We start from the raw sequence: 19,638 nt of genomic DNA, 5'->3' as shown, positions 1-19,638 counted from the left end.
TAATCTTTATGCGCAGAAGTGTGTTCATAAATTTGAGCAAAAAGACTTTCCAAATGTTGTAAAAATACCTTTTGGAGGAGATAGTGTTGAAATACAAGCTCTTAGTAGTAGAAGATCAAACTGATATTCGTACGGCGATCCAAGCTTCCATGACTCGTTCTGGTTATGACGTTGCTGCCGCAGAAAACGGAGAACAAGCATGGAATTTATTTCAAAGTGAAGAATTTCACGTCATCTTGACGGATATGATGCTTCCAGGGATATCAGGCGAAGAACTCATCAAACGAATCCGCAAAAATAGCGACATCCCCATTATCGTAATCAGCGCTTTGACTGATGAACTATTTCAAATCAATGTTTACGAGTATAAAATTGATGACTATATCAGCAAACCTTTCTCCATGAATTTGCTCGCTTATAAAATCGAAGCCGTCATTAGGCGAACTTACACAGAAAGCTTAATGGAAATTGAATATAAAGACATACGCCTCGTAGTCAACAACTATGAAGTTTTTTATTTAGGAGGACCCGTCGATTTAACAGCAAAAGAATTTGAATTACTCCAAACCCTCTTACTTGGAAAAGGAAAAATTTATACACGCGAAGAATTACTAGATATTATTTGGGGCTATCATTATCTTGGGGATACACGAACCATTGATATGCACATCAAAAATATTCGAAAAAAAACTTTTCCCAGAACTCGTTACGACAATTAAAGGAGTGGGGTATCGTATTGAAAGAAACTAGTCGGCGTACCAAAATAAACTTATTTTATCGAAATTGGTTCACTAATTTCGTTAGTGTCGGCCTAACTTTATTGCTTTTCTTTCTGATCACCGTCTTATTACTCATTACAACCATTCAAAAGCAGCAACAAAAAAGTTTTTAAAAAAAGAAGCAGAGCAAATTTTTTAAAAATCTACCAAAATAAAGAGATCGCAAATAATATCGATAGTATGTCGATCAAACAAGACTACGTCATTTTCATATTTAAAAATGGCAAACTCGATTATTCTAACTTGAATATCTATAAAGATACAAAAGACAATAGCTTAACCATTTCTAACTACAAAGATTACTTCAGTTCCCTTAACTCTGACTATCTAAAATATGAAAAAAAACATACTCCCTATCATGTTTTCATTTCTACGACCAATGATTTTTCACCTCGAGCCATCCTTGCCTTATCAAAAGAGTTACTTCTTTACGGCCTACTTTTAGGAATTATCGTTTCCTGCATTCTTTCCCTTATTTATTCAAGAAACTTAAGGAAACAATTCAACGAATTAAACACATTGATTGATTCTTACAAAACCGTTTCACCCGGTCAACCATCCAAAAAACGAAATTTGATTTCCGAATTCCAAGTTCTCGAAGAAAACATCTCAGAAATGTTCCGCAAACTCGACGAAGCCTCTCGCAATCTTGAATCGCAATACCAAAAAGAACAGAAAAAGCAAAAAGACCGGATTGACTTCATTCGCGGTAGCAATCACGAACTCAAAACACCGATCATGTCGCTCAGGCTCATACTTGAAGGAATGCTCCATGATTTCCCAGAATACGCCGACAAACCTCATCATATGCAAGTTGCGATCAAAAAGTTAGATGACATGACGAGCCTTGTGAATGAAATTATGGATGCGTCTCGGCTTGAAATTGAATTCGCAGAAGGAAAGACCGACCTAACCGAAGCTGTCAAGAACACGCTAGAATGGTTTGAACCAATTATTCTTGATCAAAATATTACGATGGATCTAAGCAAACTTAACGGCGAAATGACCATTAACATTCCAGGTAAACATCTCAAAAAAGTCTGCTCCAATTTAATCAGCAACGCGTTAAAATACTCTCCAAGTGATTCCACCATCGAAATTGGCTACCGGGCTAGCCGCAATATTTTTTATATCCAAAATAAAATGAATAGCCCGATTCAGCTTGACGTAAAAGAGATTGTCCGCCCCTTCCACACCCAAGATTCTAGCGAAAACTTCCCTAGCCACGGCCTTGGACTCTTCGTCGTCGATAACATCCTTACCAAATATGACTATCGTTATCAAATTGTGCAAAATCCAGACGAATTTATTTTTATGATCAAACTTACGCCAAACAACCCGTTCTGAGAACTCAGTTCGGGTTGTTTGACATCTATGCGAGTGTGTTTCTAATCAATAACGCCAATTTTTGATTTTTATTTACAAAAAATCCATGTTTTCGCTGAATTCGATCATGGTATACTTTTTAGATGAAAGCACATTAATTTTAAAACAAGGGAAAGGCGGCGAAAAAAATGAGTGAAATCAAATCAAGTCAAACCGAGGCAAAACAACTGGCAGAAAAATTGCGGACAGCTTGCGATGAACTTCAACAAACGAGACAATTGCTGGCTGTTGGAACTTTTTCTACAGTTACGCCAGCAAAAGAAATGCAAAGCGCCTTTAGTAACAGCTTGCGCTACACTGACGAGTATACAAAAAACTTACAAGACAGCATCGAAAAAAATCCTTACAACAGCAGAATGCTTTTCCGAACAAGACAAAGTAGTAGCTTCAGAAATCCAGCAACTGAAATAAGGGTGATACCTTGAATTCAAAACAAAATAGACAGGAAGACTTACAAAGAATTCGTTATCAGTTGCAAACGGCCGAGGAAGATTTTGAAAAGCACGGGAAGGGCATGGAAAATTTAAAAGAAGCGCAAGAAAATTACGGGCAGCTATTAAATCGTAGTAAGCAACTGCTGGATGAACTAGGTTCCTGTTGGCAAGGCGATTTCGCGCAACAATTTCAAATTCAGTCTCAAGACAAACTTTTTCAAGAAGAACGCAAGGTGAATGAACGTTTCTACGACCGCTATGATGAAATGCACAAAGAAAAAAAGAGAAATAGAGCGGCATATTCAGGAAGTAGAAAACAACTACCGGAAAACAGCAAGGGAGGATACATAAAATGGGGCTGAAAATCGATATGACTGAGATGAACTCACAAATCCGAAACATCAACATCATTTTAAAACAAAAAAAATACAGCCAATCAAAATTTAAAAGCCGTCTTATTAGAAATACAACAAGCAGACGGTTTAACAGGAAAAGCTTATCAAGGGATGAAAAAGCATTTCCAAGAATACCACTTACCAATTGTCGAAGGAATGATCGCGGCAAACGAAGCTATAATTGAAGCTAACCAAATCTTTAAGCAGCAATTCGCAGCACAAGTCGATCCTTCCCCGTCAGCGCGAATCGATGAAGACACTATGCAAGCAATCGTCACGCAAATGAATTCTCTATCCAATGATTTGAACGAAGCACAAATAAATAACCAAAACTACATTGCTGCTTCCCAAATCCAACTAATGAATACCCAAAAAATCATTGAACAAATTCAAAAACTCCACGATTTCAATTTTAGTTGTGCGCCCATCTATCATTTAGCAAATCAATTGTTAGAACAAGTTGCAGCCGGAGTTGCTTATTTGGCTAATGGCAGTTATAACCACACAACCCATACTTTTACACCTGAGGCCAGCGCGTCGATAAGTTGGTTAAAACAATTAAATAGTTTAAACAACGTTTCAAAATCAGAAATTGATAAGATCGCCAAAAAAAGTCCCAAACCTCAAGAAACAAGATTTAAACAAGCTTGATTCATATTTAAGCCAAAACCCAAGCCATCAACTTCCAAATTCAGTATTAACCTATCTCAGAGAAAACAAAACAACTATCGCGGCAAGCGCCGAAAACAAATCACTATTATCTGCGATGAAACAATCAAGTACATTCACAAAAGCAGGCACCGCTCACCCAGTAATCATAACCTATGGTGAAGTGGTAAAATACGACGAACAAGTTTCAAACATCACAGTAATAAGCATAAGTGAAAACGACGAAAAAAACGATTGGGCAAGGAATCACGCACCACATAAGCGCCTCCGGAATTGAAAAGCCAACCGGTAAAACCACTCTAGAATTCACTCTCACTGATTGGAATCATTTCTTTGGAGTTGGAAATTCCGTCATATCCAAGTTGACCGATCAAAATAAATTCCTTAAATCAGAACCCTCACCTCATGAAATCGGACGAGGCGTTTGGGCAAATTGGGAAGCATTACAAGGTTAATCCACAAAAATAATAAAAAAGGAGACCTAGCATGTTAGAACTGGGAACAATTGTTTATTTAAAAGAAGGCAACAAAAAAATCATGATTATCGGCCGAAGCCAAACCATCGAGAAAAACGGCGAAGAAGCCTTTTTTGACTACATCGGCTGTCTCTATCCCGAAGGCGTAAGCCCAAACGAATCCCTCTTTTTCAACGAAGAAAACATCGACCGCGTGATCACACTTGGCTATTCAGATGAAGAAGAATTAAGATACCAAGAACTCGTATCCAAATGGAAAAAAAAATAATCGCTTTAACCAATACCGAATTTAATAAAAAAATAATGCCGAGTTTCTAACGCTTCGTTAGAAACTCGGCTTTTAAAATCTATTAACCATTATTTTCCTATTCATTTCACGCATGAAGCTACTATCGAAAAAACGCCTATAAAACTAACTAACACAAAACTAGTATCTAGAAATTATTTAGCCACATATCTAACGATACTGCACCACGATATTTCTGAGCTTCCGGCTCAATTTGATTAAAAAGCTCCGTCAAAGCTTCTGGAAATTGTAGTTTATGAGTTACTAAATAGCGAGAAATCGCATTACTAAGTTTCACACAAACGAGTTTGTACCCCGTCCCTTCTTCTAGCATTTTCGCATACTTCAAAAGTAACTCGGCTAACTCAGTATTATTTTGAATTTCTTTATCCGAATAGGCCTCACTAATAAAATAAAGTATTTTCTTTTCATTCATAGCAATCACCTTCAATAATTAATGAGAACACAACGAGCCGTGTTGTATCCATCCATTAACAACTATTTTACCAATCGCTGCTCTAGCTTTGCTCCAGTCAACCCAGCATTTTTTCTTGTTGGAATATACCCCATTACCATAATATTTTGCTTCAGAATGTTACGGAACTGCAAATATACTGACAAGGGATAAACAAATGACTCCGACAAGTGTTTTTTAAAATAAGCTTTTTCATGATGTATCCTCCACTTTCTCTTTTGAAATATCTTTGTTGTGTGAATTAGCTTTACGAGAAACTTTTATTGGCGAGGCACTAAAAACATGTCTATAGTGAGCTTTGACTTATCATAGCACAAAAACAAGAAGAATAAAATAGTATCTTTTGAATTATTCGTTAATTTAATATAGGTGTAAGTTTAATCCCCTTTGTTAATCTATCTGTTAGATTATTCAATAATATTTTCATACCACATTTATTCAAATAAATATCCTTCAAGTAAGCAAAAACTGTGCTAAATAAAAACATATTGCTAATGACTTCTATGCCCTATACAATTGGCCTTAAAATAAATGGCCCTCTGTCCAGAATCCAATTCCACAATAAATGACAATCCTAAGGTAATAACAAGTTGTGAAAAAGTCATATCTCACTAATTACCCAAACAAAGAACTCCCAAATGGCTTCACAAAACCATTTGGGAGTTCTAACAGCGTCTCTTCTGTTTTAAAATATGGAGCTGGCGGGAGTCGAACCCGCGTCCAGAAATATCGGCACCGAAGCTTCTACGCGTGTAGTCGCAGTATTCGAATTTCACTTGAATCTCGGCCCTGCAACAGGCTTCCTTTCAGCTAGCTTGATTGATCTCTTCCTAAAGACTACAAACGGAAGCCCTTAGTCGTATCCCACTTCGAGTAAGACCCTTACCGTAGCACATGGGCGATGCACGGAGGATCAGCTTAAGCCGCTATTACGCTGCGAAAGCTAAAGATTTGTTTTCTTTGCCAGTTATTATTGGCTTTTGCGTTGTTAACGAGGACGACACCCCCGACGCGCAACCCCAGCTCGACCTATCCCTGTCGAATCCGTAACAGCCCCGAACTCATTAATTATACTAAAAGACTGCTTTAGTTTCAAGAAATGCCGGCGAATTTTTTCTTGCCACCCGCTTATTTCCCCTAAACGAATTAGCGTTGCCTTTCCTTAAACGCCCGCTCGATATCACGTTTCGCTTCTTTCCGCTTCAAATCCTCGCGCTTATCATATTTCTTCTTACCCTTCGCAATGCCTATCAAGACTTTCGCATAGCCATCTTTGATATACATTTTGAGCGGCACAATCGAGTACCCTGCTTCTTTCGTTTCACCAATCAAACGGCTAATTTGCTTCTTGTGGAGCAAAAGCTTTCGCGTCCGAAGCGGATCATGGTTAAAACGATTGCCCTGTTCATAAGGACTGATGTGCATATTGTGTAAAAATACCTCGCCACGGTCAACGCGCGCATAAGCATCCTTCAAATTCACACGCGCATTCCGAACCGATTTAATCTCCGTTCCCTGAAGAACGATCCCCGCCTCAAACGTCTCCTCGATCGAAAAATCATGACGAGCCTTCTTGTTTTGAGCAATCAGCTTCCCTTCACCCTTTGGCATCTAAAAACGCCTCCTTCCTATCTGCGTTTTTTCTTCTTCTTATTCTTCGGCTGGTTCCCTTTAGCTACACCTTCATAAAAAGCCTTCTTGCGTTTTTTTCTTCTTCGGCTTCGTATGCCATTCCTCATCAGAACCCGCTTCTCTTTTCGGTTTGTTACTTTCCTTTCCTTTGTGCTTCTTGTTCACAGACTTATAACCGCGTGTCTTATTGATCGGCTTTTGCTTCTGCCGACTTCCTTTCGCGCGCTCCGAATCCTTCCCTTCACTGAGAAGCTTAAAGTCAATTTCGCGACCATCCACATCCACTTTCGCCACTTCAACCTCGACTTCATCGCCAATACGGTAAACCTTCCCGGTGCGTTCGCCGATCATCGCAAGCAGATTTTGGTGGAACTGATAATAATCGCCTTTCATCGCACTAACATGCACCAAACCTTCAATCGTATTTGGCAGTTCAATAAACAATCCAAAATTTGTCACCGAACTAATAATCCCTTGGAATTTCTCGCCAACCTTGTCGACCATAAATTCCGTTTTCTTCAGTTCATCCGTTTCACGTTCCGCATCAACCGCACGCCGTTCCATTTTCGAAGAATGCTCCGCAATCTCAGGAAGCTGTTCCGCCCGTTTCTCAAGCGTTTCAGGCCGAACATCTCCTTTGATCAAGTATTCCCGAATCAAACGATGCACAATCAGATCCGGATAACGCCTGATCGGCGAAGTGAAGTGCGTATAAAAGTCCGTCGCAAGCCCAAAGTGCCCCGCCGAAACCGTATCATATTTCGCTTGTTGCATCGAGCGCAGCATCACCGTTGAAACCACCATTTCTTCTGGTTTCCCCTTCACTTCATCAAGCACTTGTTGAAGTGCTGACGGATGAATCTGGTTAGCCGTTCCCTTCACAACCAGTCCAAAGTTCGTAATAAACTCAAAGAACCGCGCCAATTTATCTTCCTTCGGATCTTCGTGAATCCGGTAAATAAATGGAACATCCATCCAGTGGAAGTGTTCCGCAACCGTTTCATTCGCTGCAAGCATAAATTCTTCAATTAGGCGCTCCCCAGCTGAACGTTCCCGCATCACAACTTCTTGCGGATGCCCTTCTTCATCAACAATCACGCGTGCTTCTTTAGCATCAAAATCAATCGCGCCACGCTTTTCACGCTTCGCATGCAATCTTTTCGAAAGCTCAAGCATTTGATCTAGCATTGGCACAATTACCCGGTACTTCTCACGCAGTTCCTCGTCCTGATTAACAAGAATCGAGTTGACATCATCATAAGTCATTCGTTCCGTCGTTTTAATCACACTTTCAAAAATCTCGTGATTCACGACTTGCCCTTCCGCATCAATTTCCATCACACAGCTAAGCGTAAAGCGATCCACTTGCGGATTCAGCGAACAAATTCCATTTGAAAGTTTATGCGGCAACATCGGAATCACTCGGTCTACCAAATAAACACTCGTACCGCGTTCCAATGCTTCCTTATCAAGTGCCGAGTCCTCCGTTACATAGTATGAAACATCTGCAATATGAACCCCTAGTTCAAAGTTCCCGTTTGGAAGCTCGCGCACCGTGACCGCATCATCAAGATCCTTCGCGTCTGCCCCGTCAATCGTGATGATCACTTGGTCGCGCAAATCGCGACGCGCTCCAATATCGACACCCGTAAGATCACTTGGCGCTTCTGCCGCTTCCTTCATAACTTCTTCTGGAAAAGTCGACTGAATCCCGTATTTATGAATCACCGACAAGATATCCACGCCCGGATCATTGCGGTGCCCGATAATCATCTTGACAATCCCGCGAGCCCGCGTGTTTCCATGCGGATATGCCGTAAGTTCCACAATCACCTTATGCCCATCAACTGGTTTCAACCCGTCTTCAAGATCCACATCAATCTCGCCTGAAATACGCTTATCATCCGGAATCACAATCCCAGCTCCGGCAAGATCTTCCATATAAGTACCGACAACTTGCGCCGTTTTCCGCTCCACAATTTTTTCAATCACGCCTTCTGCAAGGTTATCCCCCTTACGTTTTGTGATTTTCGCAAGTACCACATCGTCATTCATCGCATCGCGCACTTCATTCGGCGGAATAAAAATATCATCCAAGTCCTTATTTTCCGGCATCACAAACCCAAAACCACGTTCATGTGCCCGAAACGTTCCTTGAATCAAATCCGTTTGCTCTGGAATCCTGTAGCGGTTGCGTTTCGTTCGTATCACCGCACCGCTATCCTCAAGTCGCACAAGCGCCTTCACCATTTCCTTAAAACTTTCCGCATCTTCCGGCTTCAGAGCAAGCTCAAGTTCATCAAGCGAATAAGCCGTATCCTTGTGTTCCTTCAAAAAATTCAAAACAAGCTGTGCCATTTCCTGTTCACTCACACGGATCCCCTCCTTTCCATTTTCCTTTTCTTCTAAACTTGCCAATCTAATCCGTCAAGAAACTGAAGGATATCGTCTTGCAAAATCTTTCGCTCCTTGTCGATCGTAATGACATGCCCAGAGTTCTCATAATATTTGATGTGCTTTTCATTCGACTGCACCTCGTCGTAAATCCGCTTCGCACCGTCCACGTCCACCATATCATCTAAACGACCTTGCACGACAAAAATCGGCGCATAAATCAGATCGATATCCTGTATCACCGAATTAATTTCATCTTTCAGCTTCGCAATTTGATCCATTGATTTCCCTGCATAATCTTGCATTTCCAGTTCGATCGTCTCCTGAGATTTCCCTTCAAGCCGCTTATAATTTCGGACATAATCCATATACCCGGAAATGATCGGGGATGAACTATCCATTTTTGTCGGTGCACTCATCGACACAATCCCCTTCACCGGTTTTGTAAATCCCAGTTTCAGCGAGAAAAGTGCGCCAAGCGACAATCCACAAACCGCAATTTCTTGATAACCAAGCTCTCGAAGATGCTCATAGGCATCAAGCACATCTTGCCACCAGTCACTTGGTCCAGTCTTTAAAAGTAGATCCGGCGAAACGCCATGCCCCTTATACTGCGGCGCATAAGCCGTATAATTATTTTCCTGCAAGAACCTGCCAAGCATTCTTACATCGGCAGAACTTCCCGTAAATCCGTGCAACAGTAAAACTGCCCTTTTCCCCGTCTCAAATAAAAACGGTTTTGGCGGTGTGAATTTCATCTTCAAACGCTCCTTATGACTTTGTTTCTATGTCTAGTGTACGAGAAAAAACGCCTCCCCGCAATCAAAAATATTCCCACCGCTAAAAAAAAGCGCCCTTTTAGAAAAGGCCGCTTCTCTTTAACTTTTGGCAAATCCAATCATCGTTCCGCCGACAATCACAAGAACGACACCGAGTAACACAAATACGAGCTCTTTTTTCGTTTTCTTTTCACCAAGAATCAAAATTCCGCCAAGCGTTGACAATACAACCCCCATTTGTGAGAGTGAAAATCCAGTTGCGACTCCAACCATTCGATTTGAGAAAAGCAATGCTAGGTTCCCCGTTGCCCACATTAAACCTGGAATAATCGTAAGGAACGTTGCCTTTGTGAAGCGAGGCTCATCGCGACCGCCAATTGTGAATACGAACGACGCAACAACCATCCCGACCGCTTGCGGTAAAATCGCATCCCAACCACTGATATCAAAAAAGCGCGTTGTGACAACGTAACCGACATAACCAATAGAAGAAATCAGTAATGTGATGATTCCTTTTTTCATATTTTGTTCCGAACCATCATCTTTATATTGCTGATAGCTCGTCATAAAAATTCCAATAATAATTAAAGCAAGTGCGCTAAAACCAAGCACTAATTTAGCTGTTGTTTCCCATTCATGAAACGCAAACACACCAAAAAGTGAAGTCCCGACAAGTTGCATCCCCGTTGAAATCGGCATCGTCTTCGATACCCCGACTTGCGTAAAGGCACGGAACTGATTCATTTGACCCAAGCACCAAAAAGCGCCCGATATAAAACTCGCAATCAAAATCGTTGCTGTATAATGTGGCTCAGTAAATAAGAATACAAAAACAGCAAAAAGTAACGCTCCGAAAGCTGTTCCAATAATCTGCTGTTTAGGTTTCCCACCACTTTTAGCAACAGCAAGCGGCATTAGCCCCCACATAACCGCAGGCACAAGCGCAACCAAAATATTCATTCATTATTCCTCCCACCATGTTTCTTAACCCCATGAATATAATATATATCATGTTCTAGCTAAAAAAGAAAACCATTTGCTTTTTTGCAGGAATATAGGTGAGACTTTCCCCAACTTACTTTCCCTCGCGGGTAGAACCCGCCCAAATAAAAAAGCATTCCTCTGCCAGATTCTAGGCAGGAATGCTTTTCACATCCATTTATTCCGCTCTTACAACCTCAACCTTATTTAACAAAAAAGCCAAGTGCAATTAATAAAGCAAAGAAAATAATTGATAAAACAATCGTCGTCCGATGTAAAATCAATTCTAACCCTCTTGCTTTTTGCTTCCCGAATAATTGTTCAGCCCCACCAGAAATTGCACCAGATAAACCGTTGCTTTTTCCTGGTTGAAGAATGATAACTGCTACGAGAAGTACGGATACAATCACCAAAATGATCGTTAAAACTGTACTCATTATTTTTCCTCCTAAAACCGTCCAATTTGACTAATTTTAATCTTATCATATTTCAAAGAAGCGCACAATAGCAACAGGCGAAATACTTTGTTACAGTTTTGTGAAGATCATGCATCTTTTTCGCCAAGCGCATCTAGAATCTGTTTCGTCGTTGCAACCGAGATTTGTCCGGGAGCCGAATTCTCTTCTGCTGCTGCGTAGGTGACAGCCGAACCCGAAAAGCGCCCTGAAAGTCGTGAAAGCACGCCAAGCTCGCCCATCGCAATCGCAATAAATGGCACCTTCGCCTCTTCATTCATCACAGCAGCCGTATCAAGCAAGGCAAGAGTATCCGTCCCATCTTGCGGCATTACAGCAATTTTTGTGATGTCAGCATCCAAAGCTTCCATCCGCTTAAATCGCTTTAAAAGCTCATTTTTAAGCGGTGTTTTTTCAAAATCATGACTGCTCATCACGACTTTGATTCCTGCTTGGTGGGCTTCACTGATTAATCGGTTTAAATGCCGCTCCTCATGAAACAGCTCCAAATCAATCAAATCCACTTCCCTCGTTCGAATAATCGCTTGATTCAGTTCAAAATAGAATTCCTCTGAAATTTCCGTTTCGCCACCTTCAGCCTTTGTTCGGAACGTAAATAACAGCGGTAGCCCTTCTAAAAACGGCTTAAATTCACGTAAAGCCCATTTCACTGTTTCTAGGTCCATGACTTTTGCAAAATAATCAGCGCGCCACTCAACGAAATCAATTCCTAAACTTGCCGCTTGTTTCGCTTCGCGCTTTAAATCAGCAATCGTTTTACCAACAAGCGGAACACAAATTTTAGGCTTTCCGCTTCCGATTTCCATTTGTTTTACTTTTACCTGTTCCATGTTCAGCCCCCCTGCTTAGAAGAAAATACTGTGCGCATTCACCGCTTGGTTAAAAGAATAGCGCCCCGTTTCGTCTCGTTCGATAAACGGAAGCAAAACAAGATACGATTCAAACACTTCAAACGGTGGCAGTGCATCCCGATAAGCGGCAGTTGCGATCGCTTCATATAGTTCCCTAGCACTGAAAAATTCTGGCAGAAAGTCGCTCATCTTCGTTGAAAGTAACAATTCCCGTGTGATTTTTTCCATGGCATCACTTAAAATCGTTTCGTGGTCAAAAGCAAGTGGCAAACGAAACGCCTCACTGACAGGAATCAAGTCCACTTGCGCCGCATCATCACCAGCCACGCGTTTAAGTAGTGCCTCAAGTGGCACAAACGCATAATGAGCCCGTGAAATAATCCAACCACGCGGATCACGCCCGGGTTTATCGTAAACCCCAAACGGCGTCAGTGTAATACCAGTAAGTCCCGTTTCCTCTTCAAGCTCACGAACCCCCGCCTGATAAGCATCCTCATCCGGATTTACAAATCCACCTGGAAACGCCCATTTGCCGCCCTCTACATTAGGATGACCTTCCGCATTCGTTTGGCTGCGCTTTATCAAGAGCACATGAAGTTTTTTTCTCTTTCATAGCAAATAGTAAAATATCACTCGTATAGCCATCCGGCGTCCGAAAAGCATTCGCCTGATAATCTTTCAAAGCCTCTTCGTTATTTACAAATTCATCGCTCATCGCCGTGCCTCATTTCTGTCAAATTCGAGTTCATCTCTTCCTCTCCATTTTATCATGTGCAATATAAAAAAAAATACCCATCTTTCGGAAGAAAAAAAACGCCCTTCACGCCAAAATGGGTAAAATAAAACTATTCAATAATTTGTTTACCGTTATAAGAACCATCCGGTGAAATGCGGTGACTCATACGATATTCGCCCGTTTCCTTGTCAAGAACAAGACCCGGAACCGAAAGCCCCTTATGCGTCCGCCGTTTATTTTTCTTCGCCTTCGAAGTTCGTCTAGCAGGTACTGCCATAAATTCGCACCTCCGTCTCTAAATCACTTACTTATTGTACGTCAGGAACCGGTAAGTTGCAACCGCTAAATTTAAAGCTCATGCAGATACTCGCTGAGCTTGCGTCGCGTCTTTACATCGGGCTTATCATCCGGAAGAAACGTGAGCGGCAAAATCCCCATCACCATTTCCTCTTCACCAATTTGAAGCGCCTCACAAAACGCCTGCTGAAACAAAAATTTCGGCGTCCGCCAAATCGTGCCGATTCCGCTTTCCCAAGCCGCCAACTGCAAATTCTGAATAAAAGCACTTGTCGCCGCAACCGACTCGAAATCCTTCTTCGAGTCTTGAAAGAGAGCCGAAGTCACTATCAAAATGACAGGAGCGGTCAGAAATTTTCGCTCAAGCATTTCCTCGACTTGTTCAAACGTCGTTCCATCGTTTCTAGAAAAAGTAACTGCCCGGACAAGCTTTTCCTTCTGTTTCGCATCTTGAATCACGTAAATTTGCCACGGCTCCACCTTGCTATGGAATGGCGCGAACGCCGCCAGTTCCACTATCTCTTCCACAAGCGATCGGTCAATCTTTCGGCCTGAAATTTGCTTCACCGAGCGCCGCTCCACTATCACCTGTTTCAGCTCACTCATGCGCTATTCCTCTATCGCTCAAAGGCACCACATGCCGCACCTGATACTGCGTAATTTTATTTTCAAGAATCCCTTTACGATCACGCTTTTGTTCCCGGGAATCCTTCGTGCGACCATGCGCCTTTTTAAACGCGTCACTTTTCACCCACGCTTGCTGTGCCTCCGCACTTTCCCATTTACTCATCACCGTAAGCTCCTCATAGTCTGCATCTGGAAGATCCGTCTCCCAAAGCTCGAACCCAAGAAAGCCCTCCACATTTTGAATATGTTGCGCCACACCACCATGCTCGCTATCCGAACCCGTAAACTGGCGCACCACATGCTCTAATGAACCTTTTTCAACTCGAATCGTATTCGTCACAATAATCAATCAAAGTCCCCCTTAATCGTACTTTGTTCCCTTCGATTATATTGATAATGATTCTCATTTTCAATTAAAGTTTATCTTGCAACCATTCCATCAAAACCGTCACTTGATTTTCCATTTCATTTTTTGCACCAAATAAAAGGGTCACATCGCCTTTCGCCTGTTCCCTTCTAAGCAACTCAATAAAACTTGGCACTGCCTCATTTTGCTTTAACTCTTCTAAATAGCGAGCTTTAAAAGTTTCATAATCGATCTGTTCGGAGTGAAATGCTTTCCGCAAGTCATTCGTTGGCGCAATTTCCTTTTCCCAGTAATCGAGCTGTGCCTTTTCCTTCGAGATCCCTCTCGGCCAGAGTCGATCCACAAGAATCCGGCAACCATCCCCTTCAGTCACGCCTTCATAAATCCGTTTCATTTTTAGCATGTTCATCACCTCATCTGTTATTTTCCCTGAGCTCGAAAAAACTAACACTTTTAAAAAAAGAAATTGGACTTCAGCCGAATTTATTTCCGCTCAAAAGCCCAATTTCTACTTTCCAAATTAATATCCTGTTTTCCGAGTACGACGATATGCCGTTACGTTCCAAAAAAACCCCTATACCAGCTAGCAAAATCCCCACTAAAAGAGACCTTTTTCCATCTGCATCACCCGTTTTAGGAAGCTGTTTTGTCTTTTCTTGCGGCGAGACAGCGACTGAATTTGTCGTAACACGAGGCGACGCCGCAGTTATTTTTTCTACCGCCGAGCGCTCATTCGAATAACCACTAAAACCGTTAACCAAACGCCCCTCCGCGTTTTCATTTATTTGTCTGTTTGAATCTCCATCTGTAGTTCCGTCCACACTCCCGTCAGGTCTACTATCAGGCAAATCATCTTCCTGATCATCTGGTTCAGGCATTACTGTTTCTTCAAGCACATTTGTGATCGTATAACCACTTACCGAAGAATCATAGTCAGCTGGCACATTACCTTCATTTACCGTATATACATAAGGTTTGCCATCCGCATCGAACTGTGGCACATCCGTAAAATCAAAATCCCAATCACTATCTAGATCTGCATCAACCTCTTGTGCTCGAAACACTTTTCCATTTTGAAACAAAATGACTTTAACATTATCAGGACGTGTATCGTATTCATCATTCTTATCTTTCCAGATGACATCTCCTTGAATATTTTTTAACGGCTTTTTCGCATACGTATTCGTAATCGTCGTTCCTTCTACTGACTCCACATAACCTTCTGGAACATCCACTTCATCAACCGTATATGAATAAGCTTCACCGCTCGCATCATACTTAGGGAGTCCTGAAAAAGAAAACGTCCAATCCCCATTTTCGCCCGCTTGAATTTGTTTCGTTTGATAGACTTCACCATTTTGAAGTAACTCGATCGTGATCGCATCTGGACGGGTATTTAATTGATTATCAAAGTCCTGCCAAACTTTCTTGCCAGAAATGGATGTTTGTGTCGAATTTTGATACGTATTCGTAATCGTCGTTCCATTCACACTTTTCACGTATCCTTCTGGTACATTTCCTTCATCAACCGTATATGAATAAGCCTTGCCATTCGCATCCATTTTTGGCGCCCCAGAAAAGTGATAGAGCCACTTTCCATCGTTATTAGCCCGCACTTCTTGTGTGTCATAAACCTTCCCGTTTTGCAATAAATTCACAGTAATCGATTCTGGACGCGTATCCCATTTGTTATCCAAGTCTTGCCAAACTTTCTCTCCCGAAATTTCAAGCGTTTGCTCAGTCGCTTTAGGTAATGCAATCGGATTTGGATCCCAGCGATTAGTAGAAGCTTGGATTGACACATCTTTCCCGATAATCGAACCATCCAAGTTTTGCGTTACCGTAATGGAAGCATTCGGAGCAAGAACAGTTCCTTGAAATGGTGCCTGAACAGCTAAATGAGCTAATTCGGTTCCAAAATTCCAAACTACATTCGCATCATCAAAGTTTTCTGTTTCGTGATTGACCCGATCATTATAATGAATTTGAGACTGAACCGCCAAATCATTCGAACCATGCATAACATTGAATACAAGATTTACATCATTTGGATTTTTAATCGTAAGTGGCGTGTCTTGAGTCAGAACAGCCGCATCTAGATTAATAGTCACTGTGTTTGTTTTGTCTTTCACATCCGTCAAGTCAATTTCTCGCTTGTTCCGATCCGGAAAATCAGCTGCCGTATAATTTTTGATTGCGCTTGTTTGCCTTAACTGTTCTGCCACACTTCCTAAGCGCGCAAATTCCGCTTCAAAATCGATGTAGTGATTCCCTTCCTTTTCTTGATATAAATCATCTACAGATAAATGGTCTAATCTCGTTCCATTTACAACTGGGTGCCCATCTGCTTCCCCGACTGGAATTTCAGAGCCCACAACAAACTTATCTGTTCTCGTGCTCGTATCACTAATCTCAGAAGAAGCAATCAGTTGGTTGGTTTCTTGTATATAATTTACTTCAAATGGCAACGTTCCTTCCACAATATCCGTTCCAAAATTGTTATACGCCTCAAGCGCTTTCGTTGCAACGTTACCATTCACGTGTGCCGTTAAAATCGTTTTGTCCTTCGCAAAAATATGAAATTTAGAAGCCACTCCAAGTAAGCCATAGTTTCCACTAAAATCATCATATACGTTTCCAGGATTTTTCGGAACATACGCTAACTCTTCTGCCGCAAAAGAACTTGTTCCAGAAATAAATGATCCTCCAAAAATGACGAGCGCGACTAAAAGCTTCGTACTCTTTTTCCACATAAAAAAACTTCCCCTCATTTTTATTCACTAGTTTCTGACACTACCCACAAGAACCCGCAGAAACCCTCCTAAGCTTCATGACGCCTCCTGTTTAGTGTGTTATTTTGCGCCCGAAAAAAATGTGTAAAAAATCACAATTAATTTTATAAAAGTAACATAATATACATATTTATTTCGAACATTTCCTATCATACTATAAAAGTCATCATTATGTAAATACGTTCACTTACTTTTTTTTAACCAACAAAAAAAAGCCTTCAAAACTACTCTGAAGGCCATATTTCTATAAACATTCTATTATTTTTCAAAAACCATTTCTGCAAATGGACCGAATTGATGAACCTCTTTCAATTTAAACCGTTTCACACCTTCTTTTTGTGTAAAAAGCGGAATTCCATCACCAAGCAAAACCGGCGCAACCTGAACATAAAATTCATCTATCATATCATGATCGAGTAGCTCCGCTAAAATTGTATTTCCACCGACAATCCAAATATTTTTATCTTGCGGCATATTTTTTATCCTTTCAACAACATTACCTGAAATGGGAATAAAATTCTTCACAGAGAGACTATCTGCATGTGTAAAGACATAATTCTCAGTCGTTCCATAAAACGATTCGATACCATCCATATCGGCAATATCATCAAATGTTCTTTTTCCCATTACAGTGATATCCATACGCTTATAAAATGCATCATAATTTGTCTCCTCAGTTGTCCCTGTCTCAAGAAGCCAGTCAATTTTATGATCCTTATCTGCTAAGTAACCATCCATTGAAACGCATCCATAAAAATAAATTCGCATTACTATCCCCCCCACTTCTTTATACAGGAAGTTACAAGATATCTCAATAAAAAGAGACTCAAGCATCGACTAACTAAAAAACACTTGCTTTCCTGTTTCTAAAACAGAAAGGCAAGTGCATTTCAAAATTCATCACTGATCCGTCGCACGGCGGAAAACAGGAATATCCGTATTTTTTCCATAATCAAGGTTTTTTAAGCTCTTTCAAAGTCTTCATATCTTCACTTGAAATTTCGAAATCAACATCGGCGTTGTTCACCATATGTGCTTTATTCAGCGTTTTAGGAAGTGGGAGTAAATCAAGTTGTAACAAATAGCGGATGGCGAGTTGCGGAATAGATACCCCGTATTTTTCAGCCATGTTTGTAATTTCTGCACTTCGCAGCATTTCACCATGAGCAATCGGTGAATAAGCTTCCACCAAAATACCATTCTGTTGTGAAAAAGCAATGACATCAAATGGCGTATACCCGATATGTGCCAAAATTTGGTTGACCATAGGTTTTATTGTGCCATTTTCAAGAAGGTTTTCTAAATCCACTTGTTCAAAATTTGAAACCCCAATTGCATGAATTTTTCCAGCTTGGTAAGCTTCTTCTAGCGCTTTCCATGCTTCCAAGTTTCCTTCAAAGAAATGATCTGCATCACTTTGAAATTCCGCCCATGGTTTTGGACTATGGATAATCATCAAATCAATATAATCAAGACCCAATTTTTCAAGCGAACCATCAATTGCTACAACCGCACCAGCATAATCTTTAATTTCAGCTGCTAGTTTTGTTGTTAAGAAAATTTCTTCCCGAGCAATGCTTGAGTTTCGGATTCCTTCGCCTACTCCAGCTTCATTTTTATAAGCTTGTGCCGTATCGATATGGCGATAACCGACTTGAATGGCTTCTTGCACAGCTTTTGCCGCATCTTGATTATCAATCATCCACGTGCCAAACCCAAGTTTTGGAATCTCGTTACCATTTGCTAAACGATAAGTTTCTTTTAACATCATGATTCTCTACCTCCATTTGTCTAACATCTTACAAGTGAAGTATATGCCTTGAAGTCCACTTCAAGTCAAACAAAAAGATTTTAATAAACCAACCATTCTAAATTAAAAATTAGAGACTTCGTTCCTCTTTTTTATTTTTAAAATTCGCACAGCATTTTTCGGATCTATTTTTTTTACCGAGGATTTCTTCTGCTTTCTTTTCTAACAACCCGCTAACTAAGATTGCAGCTAATACAAAAAGAATGGTCCACACAAAGCCATCTAAATTAGCGAATAGGATAATAGATAAAAACCCGATGACAAAACTTAGGATGCTAGCCGTCAAATATTGCACGGCTTTTTTTTCTTTCAGCATCCTTAGCTCCAATCAAGAGGTTTCTCACTTCCCGATTTGTCACGAACTGAATAAGATCATGTGAAAAAACGCCCCCTTCTTAAGACCACCATCCCCAAGATATTAACGACGCAAATCACTAAAATGACCAGAATCAAAAAACTATTCACAACGGTTTCATTCATGTTGTCCTTCTCTCCCTTTTGTAAAAAAGTCCGCTTTTTTACAAAAAGCGGACTTCCATCATTCGTTTGATTATTTAACCGTGGAAAATTCATGCATAATATCCAAGATACTTTGGATATCTTTTGGAAATTCTGCATCCTTCCCTGTACGATAATACTCCATGTAACCTTCAAGACCTCTTTCAATGACAGTAAACTGTGCCGGATGCCTTTCACGTTCCGTACATTTAATGACATGCGCTGAGAGATCTGAAGCATCTCTTTCACTGAAACCAAAAACATGAACAAGCGATGCCACAAGGCTAGCCTGAATTTCACTTCCATCGGCATCCATTTCTGATCCGAGCATGGTGAGTAGACCAAATAAATAAGAAGTTACAACTTTTGACTCTAAATGGTCACTTTTTTCAGGATTAAAATTTAAAGCTTTACAAAATCGTTCTGCACATTTTCTCGCTTCTGCAAAAAAAGATTTATTCAATTTCGGCACCCCTTTTTACGAATAAAAAACGAAAC

At 40.8% G+C, this 19,638-nt stretch carries 20 protein-coding genes, 1 other RNA gene and 4 pseudogenes; 6 read left to right on the top strand and 19 right to left on the bottom strand.

The features are described from left to right. Window positions 1–86 precede the first annotated feature (86 nt). From MAQA_RS06430 to MAQA_RS06400, 6 genes and pseudogenes are all read left to right on the top strand, one after another. Window positions 87–719: a response regulator transcription factor gene (locus MAQA_RS06430; protein ID WP_052008503.1), complete on the top strand. Its 633-nt coding sequence runs from the start codon at window positions 87–89 to the stop codon at window positions 717–719. Window positions 720–959: 240 nt separating this feature from the next. Further along, on the top strand, window positions 960–2,126 hold the full coding sequence (locus tag MAQA_RS06425) for a sensor histidine kinase (RefSeq protein ID WP_036072394.1): 1,167 nt from the start codon (window positions 960–962) through the stop codon (window positions 2,124–2,126). 167 nt (window positions 2,127–2,293) lie between these two features. Next, window positions 2,294–2,590, top strand: a complete 297-nt coding sequence (locus MAQA_RS06420) for a hypothetical protein (RefSeq protein WP_036072392.1) — start codon at window positions 2,294–2,296, stop codon at window positions 2,588–2,590. Beyond that, window positions 2,587–2,961 (top strand): DUF3958 family protein, encoded by a 375-nt coding sequence (locus MAQA_RS06415; protein WP_036072390.1) that lies wholly within the window; start codon window positions 2,587–2,589, stop codon window positions 2,959–2,961. The genes MAQA_RS06420 and MAQA_RS06415 overlap by 4 nt, the downstream gene beginning before the upstream one ends. A 96-nt stretch (window positions 2,962–3,057) precedes the next feature. After that, window positions 3,058–3,645, top strand: a pseudogene (locus MAQA_RS06410) (T7SS effector LXG polymorphic toxin); the annotation flags it as partial. A gap of 504 nt (window positions 3,646–4,149) precedes the next feature. Beyond that, the gene (locus MAQA_RS06400; protein ID WP_036072384.1) at window positions 4,150–4,407 is read left to right on the top strand and encodes a DUF4176 domain-containing protein; all 258 of its coding nucleotides are present in this window, start codon (window positions 4,150–4,152) and stop codon (window positions 4,405–4,407) included. A gap of 166 nt (window positions 4,408–4,573) precedes the next feature. On the opposite strand, the gene MAQA_RS06395 is transcribed toward MAQA_RS06400, so the two are convergent. The 19 genes and pseudogenes from MAQA_RS06395 to imm48 form a co-directional block, all read right to left on the bottom strand. Continuing rightward, on the bottom strand, window positions 4,574–4,861 hold the full coding sequence (locus MAQA_RS06395) for a bacteriocin immunity protein (protein WP_052008502.1): 288 nt from the start codon (window positions 4,859–4,861) through the stop codon (window positions 4,574–4,576). An 18-nt stretch (window positions 4,862–4,879) separates the two neighbouring features. Further along, window positions 4,880–4,996, bottom strand: a pseudogene (locus MAQA_RS15495) (leucocin A/sakacin P family class II bacteriocin); the annotation flags it as partial. 594 nt (window positions 4,997–5,590) lie between these two features. After that, window positions 5,591–5,957, bottom strand: a transfer-messenger RNA (tmRNA) gene (gene ssrA, locus MAQA_RS14135). An 89-nt stretch (window positions 5,958–6,046) separates the two neighbouring features. After that, entirely contained in the window at window positions 6,047–6,511 is a 465-nt protein-coding gene (gene smpB, locus MAQA_RS06390; RefSeq protein ID WP_036072382.1) for an SsrA-binding protein SmpB, read from the bottom strand. A gap of 17 nt (window positions 6,512–6,528) precedes the next feature. After that, a pseudogene (gene rnr, locus MAQA_RS06385) lies at window positions 6,529–8,890 on the bottom strand (ribonuclease R). 47 nt (window positions 8,891–8,937) lie between these two features. Beyond that, a complete protein-coding gene (locus MAQA_RS06380; protein ID WP_036072380.1) occupies window positions 8,938–9,684 on the bottom strand; it encodes an alpha/beta hydrolase in 747 nt (248 codons plus the stop codon). A gap of 120 nt (window positions 9,685–9,804) precedes the next feature. Then, window positions 9,805–10,665 carry a GRP family sugar transporter gene (locus MAQA_RS06375; RefSeq protein WP_036072378.1) on the bottom strand — a complete coding sequence of 287 codons (861 nt, stop codon included), beginning with the start codon at window positions 10,663–10,665 and terminating at the stop codon, window positions 9,805–9,807. A 224-nt stretch (window positions 10,666–10,889) separates the two neighbouring features. Beyond that, complete coding sequence (gene secG, locus MAQA_RS06370) at window positions 10,890–11,123, bottom strand: preprotein translocase subunit SecG (RefSeq protein ID WP_036072376.1); 234 nt, start codon at window positions 11,121–11,123, stop codon at window positions 10,890–10,892. A 107-nt stretch (window positions 11,124–11,230) separates the two neighbouring features. Next, the gene (gene aroD / locus MAQA_RS06365; protein ID WP_036072374.1) at window positions 11,231–11,992 is read right to left on the bottom strand and encodes a type I 3-dehydroquinate dehydratase; all 762 of its coding nucleotides are present in this window, start codon (window positions 11,990–11,992) and stop codon (window positions 11,231–11,233) included. A 15-nt stretch (window positions 11,993–12,007) separates the two neighbouring features. Next, window positions 12,008–12,728: pseudogene (locus MAQA_RS06360) on the bottom strand (NUDIX domain-containing protein). A 130-nt stretch (window positions 12,729–12,858) separates the two neighbouring features. Then, entirely contained in the window at window positions 12,859–13,026 is a 168-nt protein-coding gene (gene rpmF, locus MAQA_RS06355; RefSeq protein ID WP_036072372.1) for a 50S ribosomal protein L32, read from the bottom strand. 71 nt (window positions 13,027–13,097) lie between these two features. Next, window positions 13,098–13,652, bottom strand: a complete 555-nt coding sequence (locus MAQA_RS06350; protein ID WP_036072370.1) for a nitroreductase family protein — start codon at window positions 13,650–13,652, stop codon at window positions 13,098–13,100. Continuing rightward, window positions 13,645–14,022 carry a heme oxygenase IsdG gene (gene isdG / locus MAQA_RS06345; protein ID WP_036072368.1) on the bottom strand — a complete coding sequence of 126 codons (378 nt, stop codon included), beginning with the start codon at window positions 14,020–14,022 and terminating at the stop codon, window positions 13,645–13,647. Before isdG ends, MAQA_RS06350 begins: the two co-directional genes overlap by 8 nt. Window positions 14,023–14,086: 64 nt before the next feature. After that, on the bottom strand, window positions 14,087–14,443 hold the full coding sequence (locus tag MAQA_RS06340) for a DUF488 domain-containing protein (protein ID WP_241463139.1): 357 nt from the start codon (window positions 14,441–14,443) through the stop codon (window positions 14,087–14,089). A gap of 70 nt (window positions 14,444–14,513) precedes the next feature. Continuing rightward, complete coding sequence (locus tag MAQA_RS13680; RefSeq protein ID WP_052008501.1) at window positions 14,514–16,793, bottom strand: Cna B-type domain-containing protein; 2,280 nt, start codon at window positions 16,791–16,793, stop codon at window positions 14,514–14,516. Window positions 16,794–17,090: 297 nt separating this feature from the next. Continuing rightward, complete coding sequence (locus MAQA_RS06330; RefSeq protein WP_036072366.1) at window positions 17,091–17,600, bottom strand: dihydrofolate reductase family protein; 510 nt, start codon at window positions 17,598–17,600, stop codon at window positions 17,091–17,093. A 184-nt stretch (window positions 17,601–17,784) separates the two neighbouring features. Continuing rightward, on the bottom strand, window positions 17,785–18,603 hold the full coding sequence (locus MAQA_RS06325) for an aldo/keto reductase (protein ID WP_241463138.1): 819 nt from the start codon (window positions 18,601–18,603) through the stop codon (window positions 17,785–17,787). A gap of 109 nt (window positions 18,604–18,712) precedes the next feature. After that, window positions 18,713–18,958, bottom strand: coding sequence for a CDP-alcohol phosphatidyltransferase family protein (locus tag MAQA_RS06320; RefSeq protein WP_036072364.1), 246 nt, complete (start codon window positions 18,956–18,958; stop codon window positions 18,713–18,715). 234 nt (window positions 18,959–19,192) lie between these two features. Then, a complete protein-coding gene (gene imm48, locus MAQA_RS06310) occupies window positions 19,193–19,603 on the bottom strand; it encodes an Imm48 family immunity protein (RefSeq protein ID WP_036072360.1) in 411 nt (136 codons plus the stop codon). Window positions 19,604–19,638 lie beyond the last annotated feature (35 nt).

Origin of the sequence: Listeria aquatica FSL S10-1188 (genome assembly GCF_000525795.1) — a bacterium.
GTDB classification, from domain to species: Bacteria; Bacillota; Bacilli; order Lactobacillales; family Listeriaceae; genus Listeria; species Listeria aquatica.
This window is presented reverse-complemented; position numbering and strand designations above follow the sequence as displayed.